The organism is Desulfobacula sp. (assembly GCF_030145145.1).
In the GTDB taxonomy this organism is placed as follows: domain Bacteria; phylum Desulfobacterota; class Desulfobacteria; order Desulfobacterales; family Desulfobacteraceae; genus Desulfobacula.
Window position 1 is genome coordinate 136,289 of sequence record NZ_JAQYWD010000001.1, and the last position, 16,901, is coordinate 153,189.

Consider the following 16,901-nt stretch of genomic DNA (forward strand, 5'->3'; position numbering starts at 1 on the left):
ATTTCAAGGGGTGGAACCATGTTTGAGCAAATTAAAAAACGGGATGGAAGGATAGCTGAGTTTGATTCATCAAAAATTACCCATGCGATTCAGAAAGCAGGCGAGGCCACCGGTGAATTTAATGCAAGAGAATCAAAAAAAATGACAATGAAGGTTGTCACCCTCATCAGAGACCTTCATCTCGGGCCTGTTCCGGAGGTCGAAGAGATCCAGGATATCGTGGAAAGAGTGCTGCTGGATTCCCCGTTTTATAAAACAGCCAAAGCATACATTATCTACCGGGAGCAGCACAACCAGATCCGAAAGATTGCCATTAAAGAAAATGTAGACCTCATGGAATCCTATATCCGAAAAATGGATTGGAAAGTCAAAGAAAACAGCAACATGAGTTATTCCCTCCAGGGATTAAACAATTACATCTCTTCAGACATTACCGCAGAATACTGGCTCAATAAAATTTATCCGCCACAAGTCAGGGATGCCCACTACAGGGGAGACCTCCATATTCATGATTTAAGCCTTTTGTCTGTCTATTGTGTGGGCTGGGATTTACAGGATCTGTTGCTCGAAGGATTTAAAGGGGTTGCCGGAAAGGTGGAATCCTCTCCGCCCAAACATTTCAGAAGTGCCCTGGGTCAGATCGTCAACTTTTTTTATACCTTGCAGGGCGAGGCAGCCGGTGCCCAGGCCATGTCAAATTTTGACACGCTTTTAGCACCTTTTATCAGAACAGACGCGTTGTCCTACAAAGAGGTGAAGCAAGCGCTCCAGGAATTTGTATTTAATATCAATATTCCCACACGGGTCGGTTTTCAGACACCGTTTACCAACATCACCATGGACCTGAATGTGCCGTCTATGTTAAAGGATTCTCCTGTCATCCTCGGCGGAGAATACACAGAGCAGACCTATGCAGGGTATCAGGAAGAAATGGACATGCTGAATGCTGCATTTGCCGAGGTGATGATGGAAGGGGATGCAAAAGGCCGGGTCTTTACCTTCCCGATTCCAACCTACAATATCACAGAGGACTTTGACTGGACCAACCCCAATCTTGAGAATATCTGGAAGATGACCGGAAGGTATGGCATTCCCTATTTTTCAAATTTTGTGAATTCAGATATGGACCCGGAAGATGCCCGTTCCATGTGTTGCCGGTTGAGACTGGACAACCGGGAGCTGAGAAAAAGAGGGGGAGGGCTGTTCGGTGCCAATCCGTTGACCGGTTCCATTGGCGTTGTTACCCTGAACATGCCAAGAATTGGATATCTGGCAACAGATGAAACCGATTTTTTTGAACGGCTGGACCTGATGATTGATTATTCTGCAGAGTCATTGAGCATCAAACGCAAGATTCTTGAAAAATTTACAGAGAATGATCTTTACCCCTATTCAAAATTTTATTTGAGGAAAATTAAAGAGAATACCGGTGTGTTTTGGCGTAATCATTTTTCCACCATCGGCATTCTGGGCATGAATGAGTCCTGTCTTAATTTTATGGGCCAGGGGATTGCCACACAAGCCGGACAGGACTTTTCCGTGAAAGTCATGGACCATATCCGGAGCAGGATTGAACGCTTGCAGGAACAAACCGATGAAATCTTCAACCTTGAAGCAACACCGGCCGAAGGTACGACATACCGGTTTGCCAGTATGGACAAAGCCCGGTTTGACGATATCCTCTGTGCCAATGAAGACGAATACCAGCAGGGAAAAGATCCGTTCTATACCAATTCCACCCATCTGCCGGTCAACTATACCGATGATATTTTTGAAGCCCTGGAACTCCAGGATCGACTCCAGACCAAATATACGGGTGGAACGGTTCAGCACCTTTTCCTGGGGGAAGAGGTCTCGGACATAGATGTGGTAAAACATCTTGTGAATAAGGTATCCAGCGCGTTTAAACTGCCCTACTTTACATTGACCCCGACCTTCAGTGTGTGCCCGTCCCATGGATATATTTCAGGCGAGCATGAAACATGTGAAACCTGTGATGCAAAAACAGAAGTCTACTCAAGGGTTGTCGGATACTTAAGACCTGTGGGACAATGGAATAGCGGAAAGCAGACAGAATTTGCCATGCGGAAAACATTTAATGTGGCTTGATCAAGGTGGCAAAAAATGAAGATTGGTGGATTTCAAAAAAATTCCTTGATTGATTTTCCCAAAATCATTGCCTGCATCATTTTTACACAAGGGTGCAATTTTATCTGCCCGTATTGTCATAATCCTGATTTGGTGGTCGGCTCCCAAAAAGAGGCTGGAAGCAGCATCAAAGGGCAGATGGGGGCCCGTTATGATGAACAAGAGATCTTTGACTTTCTTGAAAAACGAAAGGGGTTTTTAGAAGGGGTGGTGATTACCGGTGGAGAACCCACACTGCAAAAAGATCTGATCGCATTTTGCCGGAAGATCAAGGGCATGGGATATCAATTGAAGTTGGACAGTAACGGGAGCCATCCCGACATACTGGCCCAATTGTTTGAAGACCGACTGGTGGATTTTATCTCCATGGATATCAAAACCAGTCTTGAAAATTATCATATGATCGTGCCCCGGGCCTTTGATGCTGAAAAAATTCATGAGAGCGCCCGGCTTTTGATGGAAAAAGCACCCGGGTATGAGTTTAGAACCACTTGCTGCCGGCCGTTTGTCAGCAAGGAAATCATGACCGATATCGGGAAAATGATTACCGGGGCATCAACCTATATTCTTCAAAAATGCTCCAGGAATGTCATTGTACTGGATCCGGAATTTTTAAAAGAAGATCAGTATTTTTTTTCTGATGGAGAATTGCTTGAGCTAAAAGAGGTTATCAATACATACGTTATCACCGCTGTGGTCCGGTAAGGGGCTCGGAAATAAATAATCACACAAAATAGGGTGCAGGATTTCAGCGAATGAAATTGTGTCGGCATTCATATCCCGGGTAACAAGGATTTATTCGGATTCAGGGTCTGATCCCGGATAAATCATTTTACCGGTCATGGACAAGTCATACCCCCCGAAAGCTTGGGCAGCTGCCTGGATCACCTTTCCTTTTAAAAGGGACAAGAACAGCTGAATCCCTTGGTCGAAAAATCGTTCTTTCGTGATGAGCAAATCAAACCGCTCGGTGCAGATCGGAATAAAATCAAGACCCAGCATGCTGGCCACCGGCTTGATGCCGGGGCCTGCGTCTGCTTTGTTCATGAGAATTTCCAACCCCAGATCCATGTGTCGGGTTAAAGCGGTGTCATATCCGTCGAGGGTTTCACCATTGATTCCTGCTGCTTCCAACTCCCTGTCAAAAAGTTGACGGGTTCCGGTTCCCAGTTGGCGGTTGATGATTTTGATATTGGGGTTGCCAAGGTCGGTTATCGACTGAATGTTTTTGGGATTTCCTTTTTGGACAAGAATTCCCTGCTCCCTTAAACAAAAGTTGACCACGGCAGGGAGATGGTTCATTTCATCCTTTAAAAAAGGGAAATTATAGTCCTGGTTGTCGGCCACCAGGTGGCTGGCAGCAATGTGGCAAAGATTCTGCTTTAAGGCTTTTAATCCTCCCATGGAACCGGCAATGCCGAACATGGCCATATGGTCTTCATGCTTAAGGTTAAAGGTGGAGATGATTTTGTCCAGCAGCAAGTCATTACTGCCGGCAATGAGGACCAGTCCATGATACGGCGGCAGTTTGGCCAGTTGCGGGTAATTCTCTGTACCGGCTTCGACCCATTGTCGCACCAGATTGATGGGGAAAATCCATTTCCCTGTAACTTTAGAGGCTGGCAGACCTTTCTCTGCAATGAGGGAATAGACCATTTTCTCATTTACATTTAAAAATTTTGCAATTTCTTTGGTTGAAAACATTTCACCCATGGCAGGTCTCCCTTTTGTCTTAAGATAAATACGCCATCACTCGTTCAGCCACTTGTTCGGCTGTCATTGAAGTGCAGTCAATTTTTATATCATGGTATTTATCATACAAGGGAGTCCTTTCTTTGTAAAGGTCTTCAATGCTCTTTCCTTCGTCGATGGCAACGCCCCGGGCGGTAATGTCTGACAGCCGTGTCAAAAGGGTCTTCAGGTCAACGAACAGATAGAGAATGGTACTGATTCTGGAAAGATGGGCCATGGCTTTGGGGCTGTATATCACGCTGCCCCCTGTGGCGATCACATGATGGGAGCAATCAATGCTTAAAATATGCTGTTCTTCAATTTCTAAGAACCGGGATCGGCCTTTTGAAGAAATGATCTGGGCCAGGGTTTGATGCTCCCTTGATTGAATCAAATCGTCTGAATCCAGAAACGCAAAATCGATTTTTTGGGTTAACAGGTTTCCCACCGTACTTTTTCCAACAGCGGGCATTCCTATAAAACTTATATTTTTTTTAGTTTTCATTAGAATATTTTTCATATTTTGCAATTTTTTTTAGCTATTATACAATAAAGTAAAAATGAGAATACTATTCTTTTTTTAAGAATGCAAGACAAGGCCAAAATGTTATCGTGCTTGACTTTCTTTGGTTTGAACACTATTTTTAGGAAAATTAACGCGCAGCAGCAAAGATATGGCATATGAAACCAAAAATAATTACGATTGTAGGAAAATCCAACTCCGGAAAGACCACACTTCTTGAAAAATTGATTGTCTGCCTGACAAAAAGAGGGTATAGAATCGGATCTGTGAAGCATGCCCACGATGGATTTGACATGGACAAAGAAGGGAAAGACAGCTGGCGTCATAGAAAAGCAGGTGCCAAGGCGACCCTTGTTATTATGGAAAACAAAGTCGCCATGATCAAGGATGACGCTGCAAGCTATATTGAAAAAATGCGGTCTTATCTTTCTGATATGGATATTATATTAGCAGAAGGGTTCAAACGTCAGAATCTTTCGAAAATAGAGGTTTTCAGGATTGGCAGCGTTCACAAAAACCCTTTGTGCATGGCGGATGAAAACCTCATTGCGTTTGTTACCGATTCGGATTATCACGTGGATGTGCCGGTGTTCGGGCTTGAAGATATCCATGAGATCGCAGACTTTATTGAATCCAATTTTTTAAAAAAAGAACAGCGTGGAAAAAAAGACGATTAGACAGCGCTTCAGCGGACTCGTCTGCAGGGGTATTATCGCCGGTCTGCTGGTGTGTATGGCATCTGTTTGTCCGGCAAATCAGGACCCCGCCAGTCAGTATCATTGTGTTACCCGGTTTGAGAATGGGACCATCAACTGGAGTACCGGAAAAATAACGGCCATGGGTATGGCATCGCCTGAAGATAATAGAGAAACGTCCCATGAATCCGTTCCCGGATCAGCACGGGCAGATGCAAACCGGCAGATCATAGAGATTTTAAAACAAATAAAAATTAATGCCGGCTTGAGCGTGGATGCGTATGCATCTAAAAATGATGTTATTTTAGCGGGTATTGAAAAAACAGCCGGGGATGCCCGTATTTCCAAACAATATTATACGTCTGCCCTTGCCGTGGAAATAATCCTTGAAACGTCAATGCTTGGCGGGTTTTTACAATTGGTATTGCCGGAAAAAATTCGACAGATACCGAAAATCAATCCTGAAATACATCCAAAAAACGATGCCGTAAAGACAGATACCCCCCCCTATACGGGGTTAATCGTCGATGCAAGGGGCCTGGGGGTTGAACCTGTTCTCAATCCTGTCATTGTCAGCGAGCAGGGCCATGATATTTATTCTTTTGTTTTTATCAGCAGGGAGTTTGCTGTTCAAAATGGGGTCTGCAAATATCTTTGCAATATGGACCAGGCGTTAACGGACAAGCGAGTCGGCAATCACCCCCTGGTTCTGACGGGGCTTCGAAAAGATGGAAAAGCCAATTCCGCCATTGCTATCAGCATGTCAGAGTACCGCATTTTGGAAAAAACAACAGAACGGCACGCCTTTTTGAAAGAATGCAGGGTCATCATTGTGACGGATCAATAAGGGCATTATCAATTAACCTGGTTTTTCCTATTTTTACAGCGATGGCCAGTAAGACCGGATGCTTGATGCTGTCGACATCCTCAAGGGTTTGGGGATCACAAAAGGAAATATAATCCAGGGCTGTTTCCGGAAACCCCTGGATAAAAGAGGCCATCTGACGTATGATGGCCCCGGGGCGCGTTTCTCCCCTGGCAATCAATTCCCTGGCCAGATTCAATGATTTAAAAAGACTCCGGGCAGATACCCGCTGGGACTCCGACAGATAGGCATTCCGGGAACTCATGGCCAGCCCGTCTTTTTCCCTGATGATCTCCCCTGCGACAATCTCGATGTCGAGATCCAGGTCCAGCATCAGTTGGCGGATGATTTGCAGCTGCTGATAATCTTTTTGTCCAAACACGGCAATATCCGGTAGAATAATGTTAAACAATTTTGTGACGACGATGGCAACACCATCAAAATGGATCGGTCTGGATTTTCCGCACAAATGATCGGGAAGGGATTGAAGTTTTATTTCCGTCTGAAAGTTTTCAGGGTAGATATCGTCCTTCCTGGGTAAAAAAACAGCTGTTACGCCTGCCTTCCGGGCAAGGGCCAGATCATTTTCAATGTTTGACGGATAGGAGTCCAGATCTTCATTGGGCCCAAACTGTGCCGGGTTTACAAAGATGCTGAGCACCAGCGTATCACAGAGGGGGCGACCTTTTTCCAACAGGGAAACATGACCCTGGTGCAGGTAACCCATGGTGGGAACAAAGCAGATGGTTTTTGATTCTTTTTTTCGGGTTTTTGACCATTCGTGCATTTCAGATTTTGTTTTTAATATATCCATTATTTTTCCAGCTCCTCTTTAATGGCGATTCCCATGTCTAAAAGGGTATAGGGTTTTTTTATAAAACTGCCTGCGCCCAGGTCCTGGGCCATTAATACATCTTCTGATTCAGAAAATCCACTGGCAATGATGGCTTTTTGATCCGGATTTATTTTTTTTATCCGTTGATAGGTCTCAAGGCCACTGATGGAGGGGGTCATAATCATATCCAGAATGATCAGGTCAGCAGGATGGTTTCGGATGACATCAACCGCAGCATATCCGTTATCAACGGCCTGGGCCTGATATCCCAGGTGCTCAAGAATACCCAGGGCAATTTTTTGCTGGGCCTTTAAATCATCCACCACCAGAATCCGCTGACCCTGGCCTTTGAGCGCATCAAGAGAGGTGGAAACCGCCTTGTGGGGTATGTCCTGGCGGACGGCCGGAAACAACAGGTCAAACCGTGTTCCCTTGTTATTTGAACTCACTTTTATACCGCCCTTGTGGTCCTGAACCGCATTCATTACAATGGTAAGCCCCAATCCCGTACCACTTTTTCCCATTTCTTTTTTGGTAAAAAACGGGTCAAATATTTTTTCCCTATATTTTTTATCAATACCCGCGCCATTATCCTTTACACTTAAACGGACATATTCGCCCGGGACCATATCGTCATATCCCGGCATGGTGGCATTGATATATTCGTTGGCGGTTGTGATAAGAACGATGCCGCCCTCCCTGTTTGACACTTCTTCCACAGCATTCAACACAAGGTTCATGATCGTTTTTTCGATGTGAAGATACGAGCCGTTTATATTCAACAGTTCCGGCTCTGTTTCAACATCCAGTGTGACCTGGGGATAGGTTTTTTTTAGGGTGTCGTACTCCCGGGCCATCAGATACCGGTCAATGATGGTATTGATATTGATGATGTCCATTTCCACGCTGACCCCCCGGGAAATGGTTAACAGGTCGCTCACCACGGCCGAGGCTTTCCGGCCGGAATCTTTAATCAGGTTCAATCCCTGTCTGGTTTGGGGATCAAGGGTTTTATTCATCATCAGTACTTCCGGATAGGTGGCTATCCCGGACAGGATATTATTCAGATCATGGGCAACACTTCCCGCCAACGTTCCCAGGGCCTTTAATTTTTCAGCCCGGGCGAGTTTTTCTTTGAGGCGGTGTTGTTCTTTTTCCCGGATTTTTTTCTGGGACATGTCTCTTATAATCCCCTGGTACATATTGTGACTGTCAGGAAAATGACTGATTTTTGATCCCGTGATCTCTACGGGAATGGGGGTCCCGTCTTTGTGATGGACGATGGTTTCATAATTAAAATCATCCTTATTTTTTATCTGGTCTTTGAAATGCACTAGGTTTTGCTCCGGCAGAAACTGGGTAATGGGGTGCCCCATCATTTCTTTTTGGGTAAACCCAAAGGTGGGATAAACAGCAGAATTGATAAAGGTAATGATTAACTGCTGATTTAATGTCCAGATCGTATCCGGTGTGTTTTTTATCAGGTGTTTAAACTCCCTGCCTGAAATTTCCAGAACATTGATCAGGATGGCCAGGGAAAGGGTTACCAGGATGCATAAAAAGGAAAAGGTCCCAATGAACACCCCCCATTCCCGGGGGCTGGGAAGCCCATGGAGATGGTCCGGAGAAACCACCCCGTTAAAATTAAGATATCCAAAGGCCACCAGTGTTGTAATGGTCAGCACAAGGCTTGCCACCCCGCCTTTTATCCCGGAAAAAATCGCGGCAAAGGCAGAAAAACATAGCAAATATAACCTTGCACTGCCCATCAGGCCCATGGTCAAAAGGCAATGCACCCCCATGAAATAAAATCCGAACATGCCTGCCCAGACCCGTATGGGAAAGGGGATTTTCTTGAAAAAAGTGACACCAGCGGCCCACAGGTAAATCACCGTATACATAATGACATTATACCATTCGGACTGCTCAAAGGCGTATCGACAGCTGATCAGATAGGGAACGATACCTGAAATTAGCAGAATCGAGAATAGACAGGTGAATATTTTTTTCTGCCAGAACAGAAGGATGTCTTCATCATCTTCGTAAATCGGGGTCAAATCAAAAATTTCTGAAATCATAACCGTTGACTTAAATAGGGTTAAAAGATACGTAAGACCATACTAAATTGAGCAGAAAATACAATCTCAACTTTCAAGGTTGGCCATTAAAGCTGAGGACCGATCGTTGAGATACAATGAAATTAAAGGAGCTGTCATGGAACCATATATCCCCACCAGAGAGGATGCTTTCACATTATTAACCCAATACAATAAAAAACAGGGATTAATTCGTCATGCCCTAGCTGTTGAAGCTGTGATGGGCCATTTTGCCAAACGATTCAACGAGGATGAAGAAAAATGGCGGGTCATTGGACTGGTACATGACCTTGATTATGAAATGTTTCCCAATGACCATTGCCACAAGTGTGTTGAGTTGTTTGAAGCAAATCAGTGGCCTGAAGCGTATATTCGGGCAGTCATCAGCCATGGCTGGGGCATCTGTTCCGATGTGAAACCTGAAACCAATCTTGAAAAAACCCTTTATGCCATTGATGAACTGACGGGTCTTGTGGCCAGTGCTGCCTTGGTCCGCCCCTCAAAAAGCATCCTTGATATCAAGGCAAAATCCGTGAAAAAGAAATTTAAAGACAAACGGTTTGCGGCAGGGGTTGACAGGGAAGTCATTCTAAAAGGCGCTCAATTTCTTGATATGGAACTTTCCGACCTCATTACCCAGGTGATTTTAGGAATGCAGCCGGTGGCGGAACAGATTGGGTTAAAAGGAGAATTATAACGGCGGTTCCGGTTTTTATTGTTCAGAGGGACGTCAAACTATTGACGCGACGGCATATTTTTCCATGGTCGGTACAGGTGTGGCGGTGGTTTGTATTTTTAATATACTGTAATTATTGAGTTTTTATGGTTTTATGTATTTTGGCATGAGTATTGCTTCTTTCCTTTTATAAGCGGGTTATATACTGAAATGAGGAAAGAACATGAATCAAGCATTAAACAGACTCTCCAGAAGATTGACGGCCTTGTTTTCCATGATTTTCAAGGTTGCCCAAAGACAGGCGGACCATAAACAGCTAACGCATCACATCATTGCATTAAATCAGAAACAATCCTCCCGGGATATTATCAATGAAGTCGCCCTTTGTTTAAAAGAACTCCTCAATTACAGGTTATTTGCCTTTGTGGTCAAAAAAAAGAAGGCCGTTGATGTCTGGCTGGATCCCAGGATGTATAAAAAATCTCTTGAAGAAATTATTTTAAACGATTTTCATGTTGAAAATAAAAACGATTTAAATTATCTGAATCAGACATTTCACCCGGATGATCAGGAAGAAAAATTCAATATTAAAGACCTTGTTTTTTATGAGGTATCCGAGGAAAATTGTTATTGTCGAATTTATATGCTTCCCCAAAAGCAGTGGTACAGTCATCATGATGACGTAGTCAATCTTATCCTTCAAGGATGCGCCGCCGCCCTGTCCCAGCAGGTTAAAATTGAAAATTTAAAGACGGCAGCTGTCATTGACCCGTTAACCGGGTGTTATAACAGAAGAGAATTCGAGACTCAGTTGAAACGAAATATGGCAGGCGCCATCCGGCATAAAACAAAGTTGTCCGTCTTTCTGTTTGATCTGGATCATTTTAAGCGGGTAAATGATACCTATGGCCATCTTGCCGGGGATAAAGTGTTACAGGAAGTAACCGCCCTTGTGCAAAGAAACATGAGAACAGGAGATATCCTTGCCCGGTACGGCGGGGAAGAATTTATTGCGATTTTACCGGAAACCGATAAAACAAGAGCCATGGAACTTGCGGACCGTCTGAGAATTAAAATTTCAAACAAGCGGATTGTGCATGATAAGGAAACCATAACCGTGACTGCCAGTTTTGGTGTGTCCGAGCTGACCCCCCAGGCAGATATGACCCGGATCATCCAGGATGCGGATACCATGCTGTACCGGGCCAAACTGAACGGGCGGAACACAGTGATGCCCGGCGTCATTAAGGTCCTTCCCAGTAATTCTTCTGAACGGGCAAATACCCTGGTTAGAGTTTAAATTTTTCGGTCATGGCCTGTAATTGAAGCATGACATTGTTCACGAGGCTTGCCTTTTCTTTAACGGTTAAAGAAAATTGGTTGATTTCTTTTGATGTCGCCAGCACATCAGTGATCTCTTCAGCCACCTGACCGGATACGTCGGAACTTTGGGTAACATTGACATTTACTTCCTGTATGCCCAGAGAGACCTGGCTGATATTTTCAGCAATTTCAATGGTCGTGGTGGATTGGGTCTCAATGGCAGCAGCAGCTTCCGTGACAAATTGATTGATTTGATGAATGATTTGTGAAATCCCCTGGATTTCAGTGACAGCACCGCTGATTTGATTCTGGATATCCTGGATGTTTTTAGCAATGTCATCCGTAGCATCAGCTGTCTGGCCGGCCAACTCCTTGATCTCCTTTGCAACAACCGCAAACCCTTTCCCGGCCTCTCCGGCCCTTGCTGCTTCAATGGTTGCATTTAAGGCCAGAAGATTGGTCTGGGAAGAAATCCGATTAATGGTGTCCGTGACCTTATTGATTTCATCGGCAGCCCGGCCCAGCTCGCTGACCCTTTTTGAGGTCTGCTCAGCTTTCTCAACGGCGCTGCGGGTTATTTCCATGGTATGGGTTGAGTTCTGGGAGACCTTTTTGATGTTTGACCGCATGTCAATGGTGCGGGCGGCCACAATTTCCACATTCGTGCTCGCCTGTTCCATGGCCGCTGCCACAGAATCCATGTTCACGCTCATTTCTTCTGCAGCTGAAGCAACTGTATTCAGCTTTGAAACAGTTGTTTCAGATCCTTCACTCATTCGATCGGACACCTGGTTTAATTCCCCGGAGGCCGAGCTCAGGGTGCCAACACCGGAATGGAGCTCTCGTATCATTTCGGCCAGGCCTTTGACCATTTCATTCATGGCATCAACCGTGTCTCGGATGGCATCGGTTGCCGTATAGGCAAAGGTGTAGTTAAAGTTACCGTTTGCCACTTCTTTTGCCAGTCTTGCCATGCCATTCATGTTTTTCATCAGCTGCCGGTTCATGAATCCGATGATCAGGGCACCGAGGATCAGGGCGATGATGCCACTGATCCCCGCACCGGTCATGATCTGCTTGTTTACACCGGTCATGAGCTCTGCTTCAGATACGGCTACGGTAAAATAAAGGTCCCAGGGTTTAAAATAATTTATATGGGCATAATACGTCTTTTGATGATGGCCATAGATGGCCGTCCCGGATTTACCCGTCAAGATGTCCGTGTCTGTTTCAAATTCCCGGAGGTTTAAGGCGTGGTATGCTTTGTCGGGGTGGATAAGGATCTGGCCGTCTGATGAATTGACAAAGGAATACCCGTGACCGCCCACCGTAACCGTGTTGATAAGTTCCACAAGGTCCTGGGTTAAAATTTTACTAGTCACAGAGTATGCACCGATAATGTTTTCATCCAGGGTGTCCTTGAACGGCTGGAGATGCTGCATGGAAATCTCGGCTCCCTGTTTCGTGAGAAACAGATACGCTTTGCCGGCCATTATGGATTTATAAAGATCGGTTCCCGACGTATAGTATTCTCCAATAGCCCTTGAACTATCTTTATTTTTAGCGCTTGAGGAGACTTTGATCAATTTATCACCGTGGTGCTGATACAACGCAACATCAGAAGTGCTGAATTTACCAATTTTATCAACGATGCCATGATCGGCCGTAATAAACGTCAGCCCGAAAATGATTTTTGGAAGGGTGATCGTTTCTTTCTTTTCTGAAGCGACATCATAGATGGCCATATCAACTGTTCTGGAATCGACAATCATTATTGTCCCCGCGCTTTGACTTTCCGCCATCAGCGCCCCCATATCCGCATCTATTTTTTCTTTTTGCAGGTTATATTTCAGCTGAATGGTTTTCAACAAGACATCTGACACGTTTTGAATGGTGGTCTGTCCTTTTAAAAGAAAAGAGTGTTTGGTTTGGTAAAAATTCACCATTGCAATAATCAAAATGGTCAGGAAAATGATGCCAAAGGAACCGATATACAGTCTTTTATCAAATCCGATATGTGCCATTGTCTACTCCTTATTTTATAGCTGGAACCCCGTGTGACCGCTTTCGTCTGAATCGCTATGCTTACAGGAAAAACCAAAGAAACACTATGTAAATTTGCAGTCCTTAGACATTCATGGGTCAACTTTACAGCAACGCTATGATGTCGTACGAACTTCTATGTTTTTTCCCTGCAGATAGTCTTTTACCTTTTGAATGGGCACTTCCTGTCTGTGAAAGATACCGGCGGCCAGGGCTGCTTCGGCACCCGTTTTTTCAAATACCTGGGCAAAATGCGCTTCACACCCAGCCCCGCTGGAGGCAATCACCGGTATGGAAACGGCATTTTTTACCGCCGTGATCAATTCAAGGTCAAATCCTGAGTTGGTGCCATCCCTATCAATACAATTGAGAAGAATTTCCCCGGCACCCAGTTCCTGGCAGGCTTGGGCCAGGGCAACGGCATCCAGGTCCCGGGTTTCCCTGCCGCCCTGGACCGTACATTGATACCAGCAATAGGCTTCATTGTTCGGACCGGGCACCATGGTTTTGATGACATGATGCTGCTTCGCCTCTGCTGGTGAATTGACATAGATTCTTTTGGGGTCAATTGAAATGACAACGGCCTGGTTGCCGTATACGTTAGAGATTTGTTCCAGGGGACTTTTCCCTGTTTTTTTTCCTGTTTTTAAATATTGTTCCACTGTATAGACGGCATCACTGCCAATGGATATTTTATCTGCCCCAGACCTGAAATACTGGGCCGCCACCTCAAGTGCGGTATAGGTTTTACCCTTACTGTCCGTATAATCCCGGATTCCGCCGCCAATGGTCAAGGGGACAAAAACGTTTTTACTGGTTTCTTCCAGAACGGCGATCATGGGCAGGTCTTTCAATGGAAAATCCCTGAACCCTGTGATATTTAAAAACGTGATCTCATCGGCCCCTTCTTCATAATACCGCTTGGCAAGGGCCACGGGTTTGCCAAGGTTCCTGACATTTCCGTCATCCCTTACATCATACTGATCCCCTTTGGTCACCACCAGGTCCCCCTGGTCATTGCTCCTGACATCCAGGCAGGCAATAATTCTTTTGGAAAGCCCTTTTCCCTTGATATCAATGGCTGTTTGGGCTCTCAGGTCCTTTTGATAAATAAAATTTTCCAAGAGTTTGAGACCGGCAGTTCCGCTTTTTTCCGGGTGGAACTGGGTACCGATGACATTGCCTTTCTGAACACTGCTCACAAACTCATACCCATAATTTGTGGTGGTTAAAATAATGTCCGCATCCTCCGGGACAATATGATAGGAGTGGACAAAATAAAATTTTGTGTCCGGTGCTACATCCTTAAAAACCGGCGAGTCCTTTTTCAGGTTTACCCCGTTCCATCCAATGTGGGGAACCGCCAGCCGTGTCTGGAATCGGTTGACCCGGCCCTTGAAGATCCCCAGGCTTTCATGGTCTGAAACATCTTCTTGGCTGCCTTCAAAAAGGGCCTGCATGCCCAGGCAGATACCAAAGAACGGCTGGTCTGCCCTCAGGTACTCCCGCAGGGGACGGATATAGTTTTTTTCGTTGAGAATCCGGATCATGCTCGCATAATTTCCCACCCCGGGAAACAAGAGCTTTTCCGCATCCAGAATATCAGACGGTCGGGTAACCGGTTTGATGGTTCCCCCCAGCCGTTCAATGGCATTGGCAACACTTCGAACATTGCCGGCCCCATAATCTAGTAAGGTAATGATCATATTCTTCTATCCTTCAAATACCGGGAGGAGGTGTAATATTTCCTTGAGTTCTCCTTCAAGTTTAACGGGTTTTCCATTACGGTCTGCAATCACAAAGGTGATGTCCGCATCGACGCAAACCGCACCGGTCTTTTTATTGATAATTTTCTGTTTGATGACGGCACTGGTGTTACCGATTTTTCCAAGACCTGATTTGATGAAAACAAGGTCATTGGGCCTGGCCTGACTTTTATACGAAATATTGATATTAACGATAAAAAATGAAAAACCGGACTGCATGAACGCTTCAAGGTCAAGATGGTCTTCCAGCATCTGCCACCTGCCTTCTTCTAAAAATTCAAGATACCGGGCATTGTTCACATGCTGGTACAGGTCTGTATGATATCCTCTGATTTTGATTTCAGTTTCCATTTGCTACTCCCATGGATTTATACGATCAATTGTTTTGCAATCTCCTAAAGATAATGATCCTGTCCGCCGGGTCAACCCTGTTTTTCTGCGGTAATTCCCTGGCGGGTGTCATGGAAGCAAAGGGCCTTGAATCCACACAATGCCAACCGGTTCAGGGTGTTTTTAACAAAGGCATCCTTGGATTTGATTTTTTTCGGGCTGCCGGTATAGTGAAATAAGTTTGAATGGTCAGCCATGACCCTGAAAAGCGCGGCATAAAATTTTTTTCCATACAGATTTCCGGCCCCGGTCTTTAATGCAAATATCGCTGAATACCCAAGGCCCCCACAGGTATCGAGAACCGTATCTTTTGGTCGAACCACCAATTGCGTCTTTAATCTGGCATCGGTCAACGGATCAATATCTTTGGATCGGTGCATCTTGATGCCGTTGATCTCCATGGCCGCTAAAAGTCGATACTGCCCGGGGTCCGGGGAAAGGGGATGACATCCCGGATATTGCTGATGCCGGTGAGCATCATTAAAAATCTCTCAAATCCCATGCCAAACCCTGAATGGGGGACAGAGCCGAATCTCCTGGAATCCAGATACCACCAATACTTTTCCATGGGCAGGTTCATTTCCGCCATCCGATTTTTCAGGACCGCCAGTCGCTCTTCCCGCTGGCTGCCGCCAATCAGTTCCCCGATCTGGGGGACCAGAAGGTCCACGGCGGCAACGGTTTTGCCATCGTCATTCACGCGCATGTAAAAGGGTTTGATTTCCTTTGGGTAATCAGTGAGAAAAACCGGTGTCTTGAAATATTCTTCGGCCAGGAACCGTTCATGTTCAGATTGCAGATCCGTGCCATAGTCCACCTTGAAATCAAATTTTTTGTTGGATTTTTGCAGGATATCAATGGCCTGGGTATAAGAAATCCTGGCAAATGGGGTATTCAAAAGGGTATCGATGCGCTTGGGCAGGGATTTGTCCACAAAGCTGGTAAAAAGCGCCATGTCTTCAGGGCATTCTTCCATGGCATGCCGGGTCAGATATTTCACCAGGGTTTCGCCATGATCCATGCTTTCCTTTAAATCACAGAAGGCCATTTCCGGCTCCAGCATCCAGAACTCGGCCACGTGCCGGCTGGTGTTGGAATTTTCTGCCCTGAACGTGGGACCAAAGGTGTACACATCCCCCAGGGCCAGGGCAAACATTTCAGCCGACAATTGGCCGGAAACGGTGAGGTTGGATTCCTGACCAAAAAAATCCGCTGTAAAATCCATTTTGCCCTGTTCTTTTACCGTTTTCGGATCAAGGCTGGTGACCCGGAACATCTCCCCGGCACCTTCACAGTCTGAGCCGGTAATCAGGGGAGCGGTCAGATACCTGAAGCCTTGTTCCTTGTAGAATTTATGAATGGCAAAGGCCATTTCCGATCGCAGTCGAAACCCGGCACCATACTTGTTTGTCCGGGGCCTTAAATGGGCAATGGTTCTTAAAAATTCATCGGAATGCCGTTTTTTCTGGAGCGGATAGGATTCCGGTGCCAGGCTGATGATGTCGATATCCGTGGCCGGGACCTCCCATTTCTGACCTTTCCCCGGTGATGGTGAAAGGGGTCCCGTAACCGCCACAGAGGTGCCGGTGGTAATGGTTTGGATATCCGGGTAATTTGCCAGGTCATTCTGGGCAATGACCTGGATGTTTTTCAGGCAGGACCCGTCATTGATTTCCAGGAAACAAAATTCTTTGGAATCCCTTTTGGTCCTGACCCACCCTTTGATCAATACCGGTCCAGGGGTCTTTTCAAGGTTGAGCAGCACATTGATTTTTGTTCTTTCCATTGCGTTATCCTGCAAAAAATAATA

The 16,901-nt window shown here is 45.5% G+C and carries 15 protein-coding genes; 6 read left to right on the plus strand and 9 right to left on the minus strand.

From position 1 onward, the window contains the following. Nucleotides 1-18: 18 nt before the first annotated feature. Complete coding sequence (locus tag Q1Q15_RS00610; protein ID WP_300455170.1) at nucleotides 19-2,109, plus strand: ribonucleoside triphosphate reductase; 2,091 nt, start codon at nucleotides 19-21, stop codon at nucleotides 2,107-2,109. 15 nt (nucleotides 2,110-2,124) lie between these two features. Next, nucleotides 2,125-2,853 (plus strand): anaerobic ribonucleoside-triphosphate reductase activating protein, encoded by a 729-nt coding sequence (locus Q1Q15_RS00615; protein ID WP_300455173.1) that lies wholly within the window; start codon nucleotides 2,125-2,127, stop codon nucleotides 2,851-2,853. Between the two features lie 90 nt (nucleotides 2,854-2,943). Here the strand turns inward: Q1Q15_RS00615 and Q1Q15_RS00620 are convergent, their stop codons facing one another. Together Q1Q15_RS00620 and Q1Q15_RS00625 are read right to left on the minus strand one after the other, a co-directional pair. After that, the gene (locus Q1Q15_RS00620; RefSeq protein WP_300455176.1) at nucleotides 2,944-3,861 is read right to left on the minus strand and encodes a helix-turn-helix transcriptional regulator; all 918 of its coding nucleotides are present in this window, start codon (nucleotides 3,859-3,861) and stop codon (nucleotides 2,944-2,946) included. Between the two features lie 19 nt (nucleotides 3,862-3,880). Continuing rightward, on the minus strand, nucleotides 3,881-4,384 hold the full coding sequence (locus tag Q1Q15_RS00625; protein ID WP_300455179.1) for a shikimate kinase: 504 nt from the start codon (nucleotides 4,382-4,384) through the stop codon (nucleotides 3,881-3,883). Between the two features lie 176 nt (nucleotides 4,385-4,560). On the opposite strand from Q1Q15_RS00625, the gene mobB reads away from it, so the two are divergent. Beyond that, nucleotides 4,561-5,079 carry a molybdopterin-guanine dinucleotide biosynthesis protein B gene (gene mobB, locus Q1Q15_RS00630; RefSeq protein ID WP_300455182.1) on the plus strand — a complete coding sequence of 173 codons (519 nt, stop codon included), beginning with the start codon at nucleotides 4,561-4,563 and terminating at the stop codon, nucleotides 5,077-5,079. Beyond that, entirely contained in the window at nucleotides 5,060-5,944 is an 885-nt protein-coding gene (locus tag Q1Q15_RS00635) for a hypothetical protein (protein WP_300455185.1), read from the plus strand. The genes mobB and Q1Q15_RS00635 overlap by 20 nt, the downstream gene beginning before the upstream one ends. On the opposite strand, the gene panC is transcribed toward Q1Q15_RS00635, so the two are convergent. Next, nucleotides 5,925-6,776, minus strand: a complete 852-nt coding sequence (gene panC, locus Q1Q15_RS00640; RefSeq protein ID WP_300455187.1) for a pantoate--beta-alanine ligase — start codon at nucleotides 6,774-6,776, stop codon at nucleotides 5,925-5,927. The two genes, Q1Q15_RS00635 and panC, sit on opposite strands and share 20 nt — an antisense overlap. Beyond that, on the minus strand, nucleotides 6,776-8,875 hold the full coding sequence (locus Q1Q15_RS00645; protein WP_300455189.1) for a response regulator: 2,100 nt from the start codon (nucleotides 8,873-8,875) through the stop codon (nucleotides 6,776-6,778). Before Q1Q15_RS00645 ends, panC begins: the two co-directional genes overlap by 1 nt. Before the next feature lie 136 nt (nucleotides 8,876-9,011). Here Q1Q15_RS00645 and Q1Q15_RS00650 point away from each other — a divergent pair, with 136 nt between their 5' ends. Next, nucleotides 9,012-9,590: an HDIG domain-containing metalloprotein gene (locus Q1Q15_RS00650; RefSeq protein WP_300455192.1), complete on the plus strand. Its 579-nt coding sequence runs from the start codon at nucleotides 9,012-9,014 to the stop codon at nucleotides 9,588-9,590. A 202-nt stretch (nucleotides 9,591-9,792) separates the two neighbouring features. Beyond that, nucleotides 9,793-10,869 carry a GGDEF domain-containing protein gene (locus tag Q1Q15_RS00655; RefSeq protein WP_300455195.1) on the plus strand — a complete coding sequence of 359 codons (1,077 nt, stop codon included), beginning with the start codon at nucleotides 9,793-9,795 and terminating at the stop codon, nucleotides 10,867-10,869. On the opposite strand, the gene Q1Q15_RS00660 is transcribed toward Q1Q15_RS00655, so the two are convergent. From Q1Q15_RS00660 to asnS, 5 genes are all read right to left on the minus strand, one after another. After that, complete coding sequence (locus tag Q1Q15_RS00660; protein ID WP_300455197.1) at nucleotides 10,859-12,916, minus strand: methyl-accepting chemotaxis protein; 2,058 nt, start codon at nucleotides 12,914-12,916, stop codon at nucleotides 10,859-10,861. The genes Q1Q15_RS00655 and Q1Q15_RS00660 overlap by 11 nt on opposite strands. 135 nt (nucleotides 12,917-13,051) lie before the next feature. Next, nucleotides 13,052-14,641 carry an imidazole glycerol phosphate synthase subunit HisF gene (hisF, locus tag Q1Q15_RS00665; protein WP_300455200.1) on the minus strand — a complete coding sequence of 530 codons (1,590 nt, stop codon included), beginning with the start codon at nucleotides 14,639-14,641 and terminating at the stop codon, nucleotides 13,052-13,054. 6 nt (nucleotides 14,642-14,647) lie between these two features. Continuing rightward, nucleotides 14,648-15,052, minus strand: a complete 405-nt coding sequence (locus Q1Q15_RS00670; protein ID WP_300455203.1) for a thioesterase family protein — start codon at nucleotides 15,050-15,052, stop codon at nucleotides 14,648-14,650. Between the two features lie 71 nt (nucleotides 15,053-15,123). Continuing rightward, nucleotides 15,124-15,471 (minus strand): hypothetical protein, encoded by a 348-nt coding sequence (locus tag Q1Q15_RS00675; protein ID WP_300455206.1) that lies wholly within the window; start codon nucleotides 15,469-15,471, stop codon nucleotides 15,124-15,126. 26 nt (nucleotides 15,472-15,497) lie between these two features. Then, nucleotides 15,498-16,877, minus strand: a complete 1,380-nt coding sequence (gene asnS / locus Q1Q15_RS00680) for an asparagine--tRNA ligase (RefSeq protein WP_300455209.1) — start codon at nucleotides 16,875-16,877, stop codon at nucleotides 15,498-15,500. Nucleotides 16,878-16,901 lie beyond the last annotated feature (24 nt).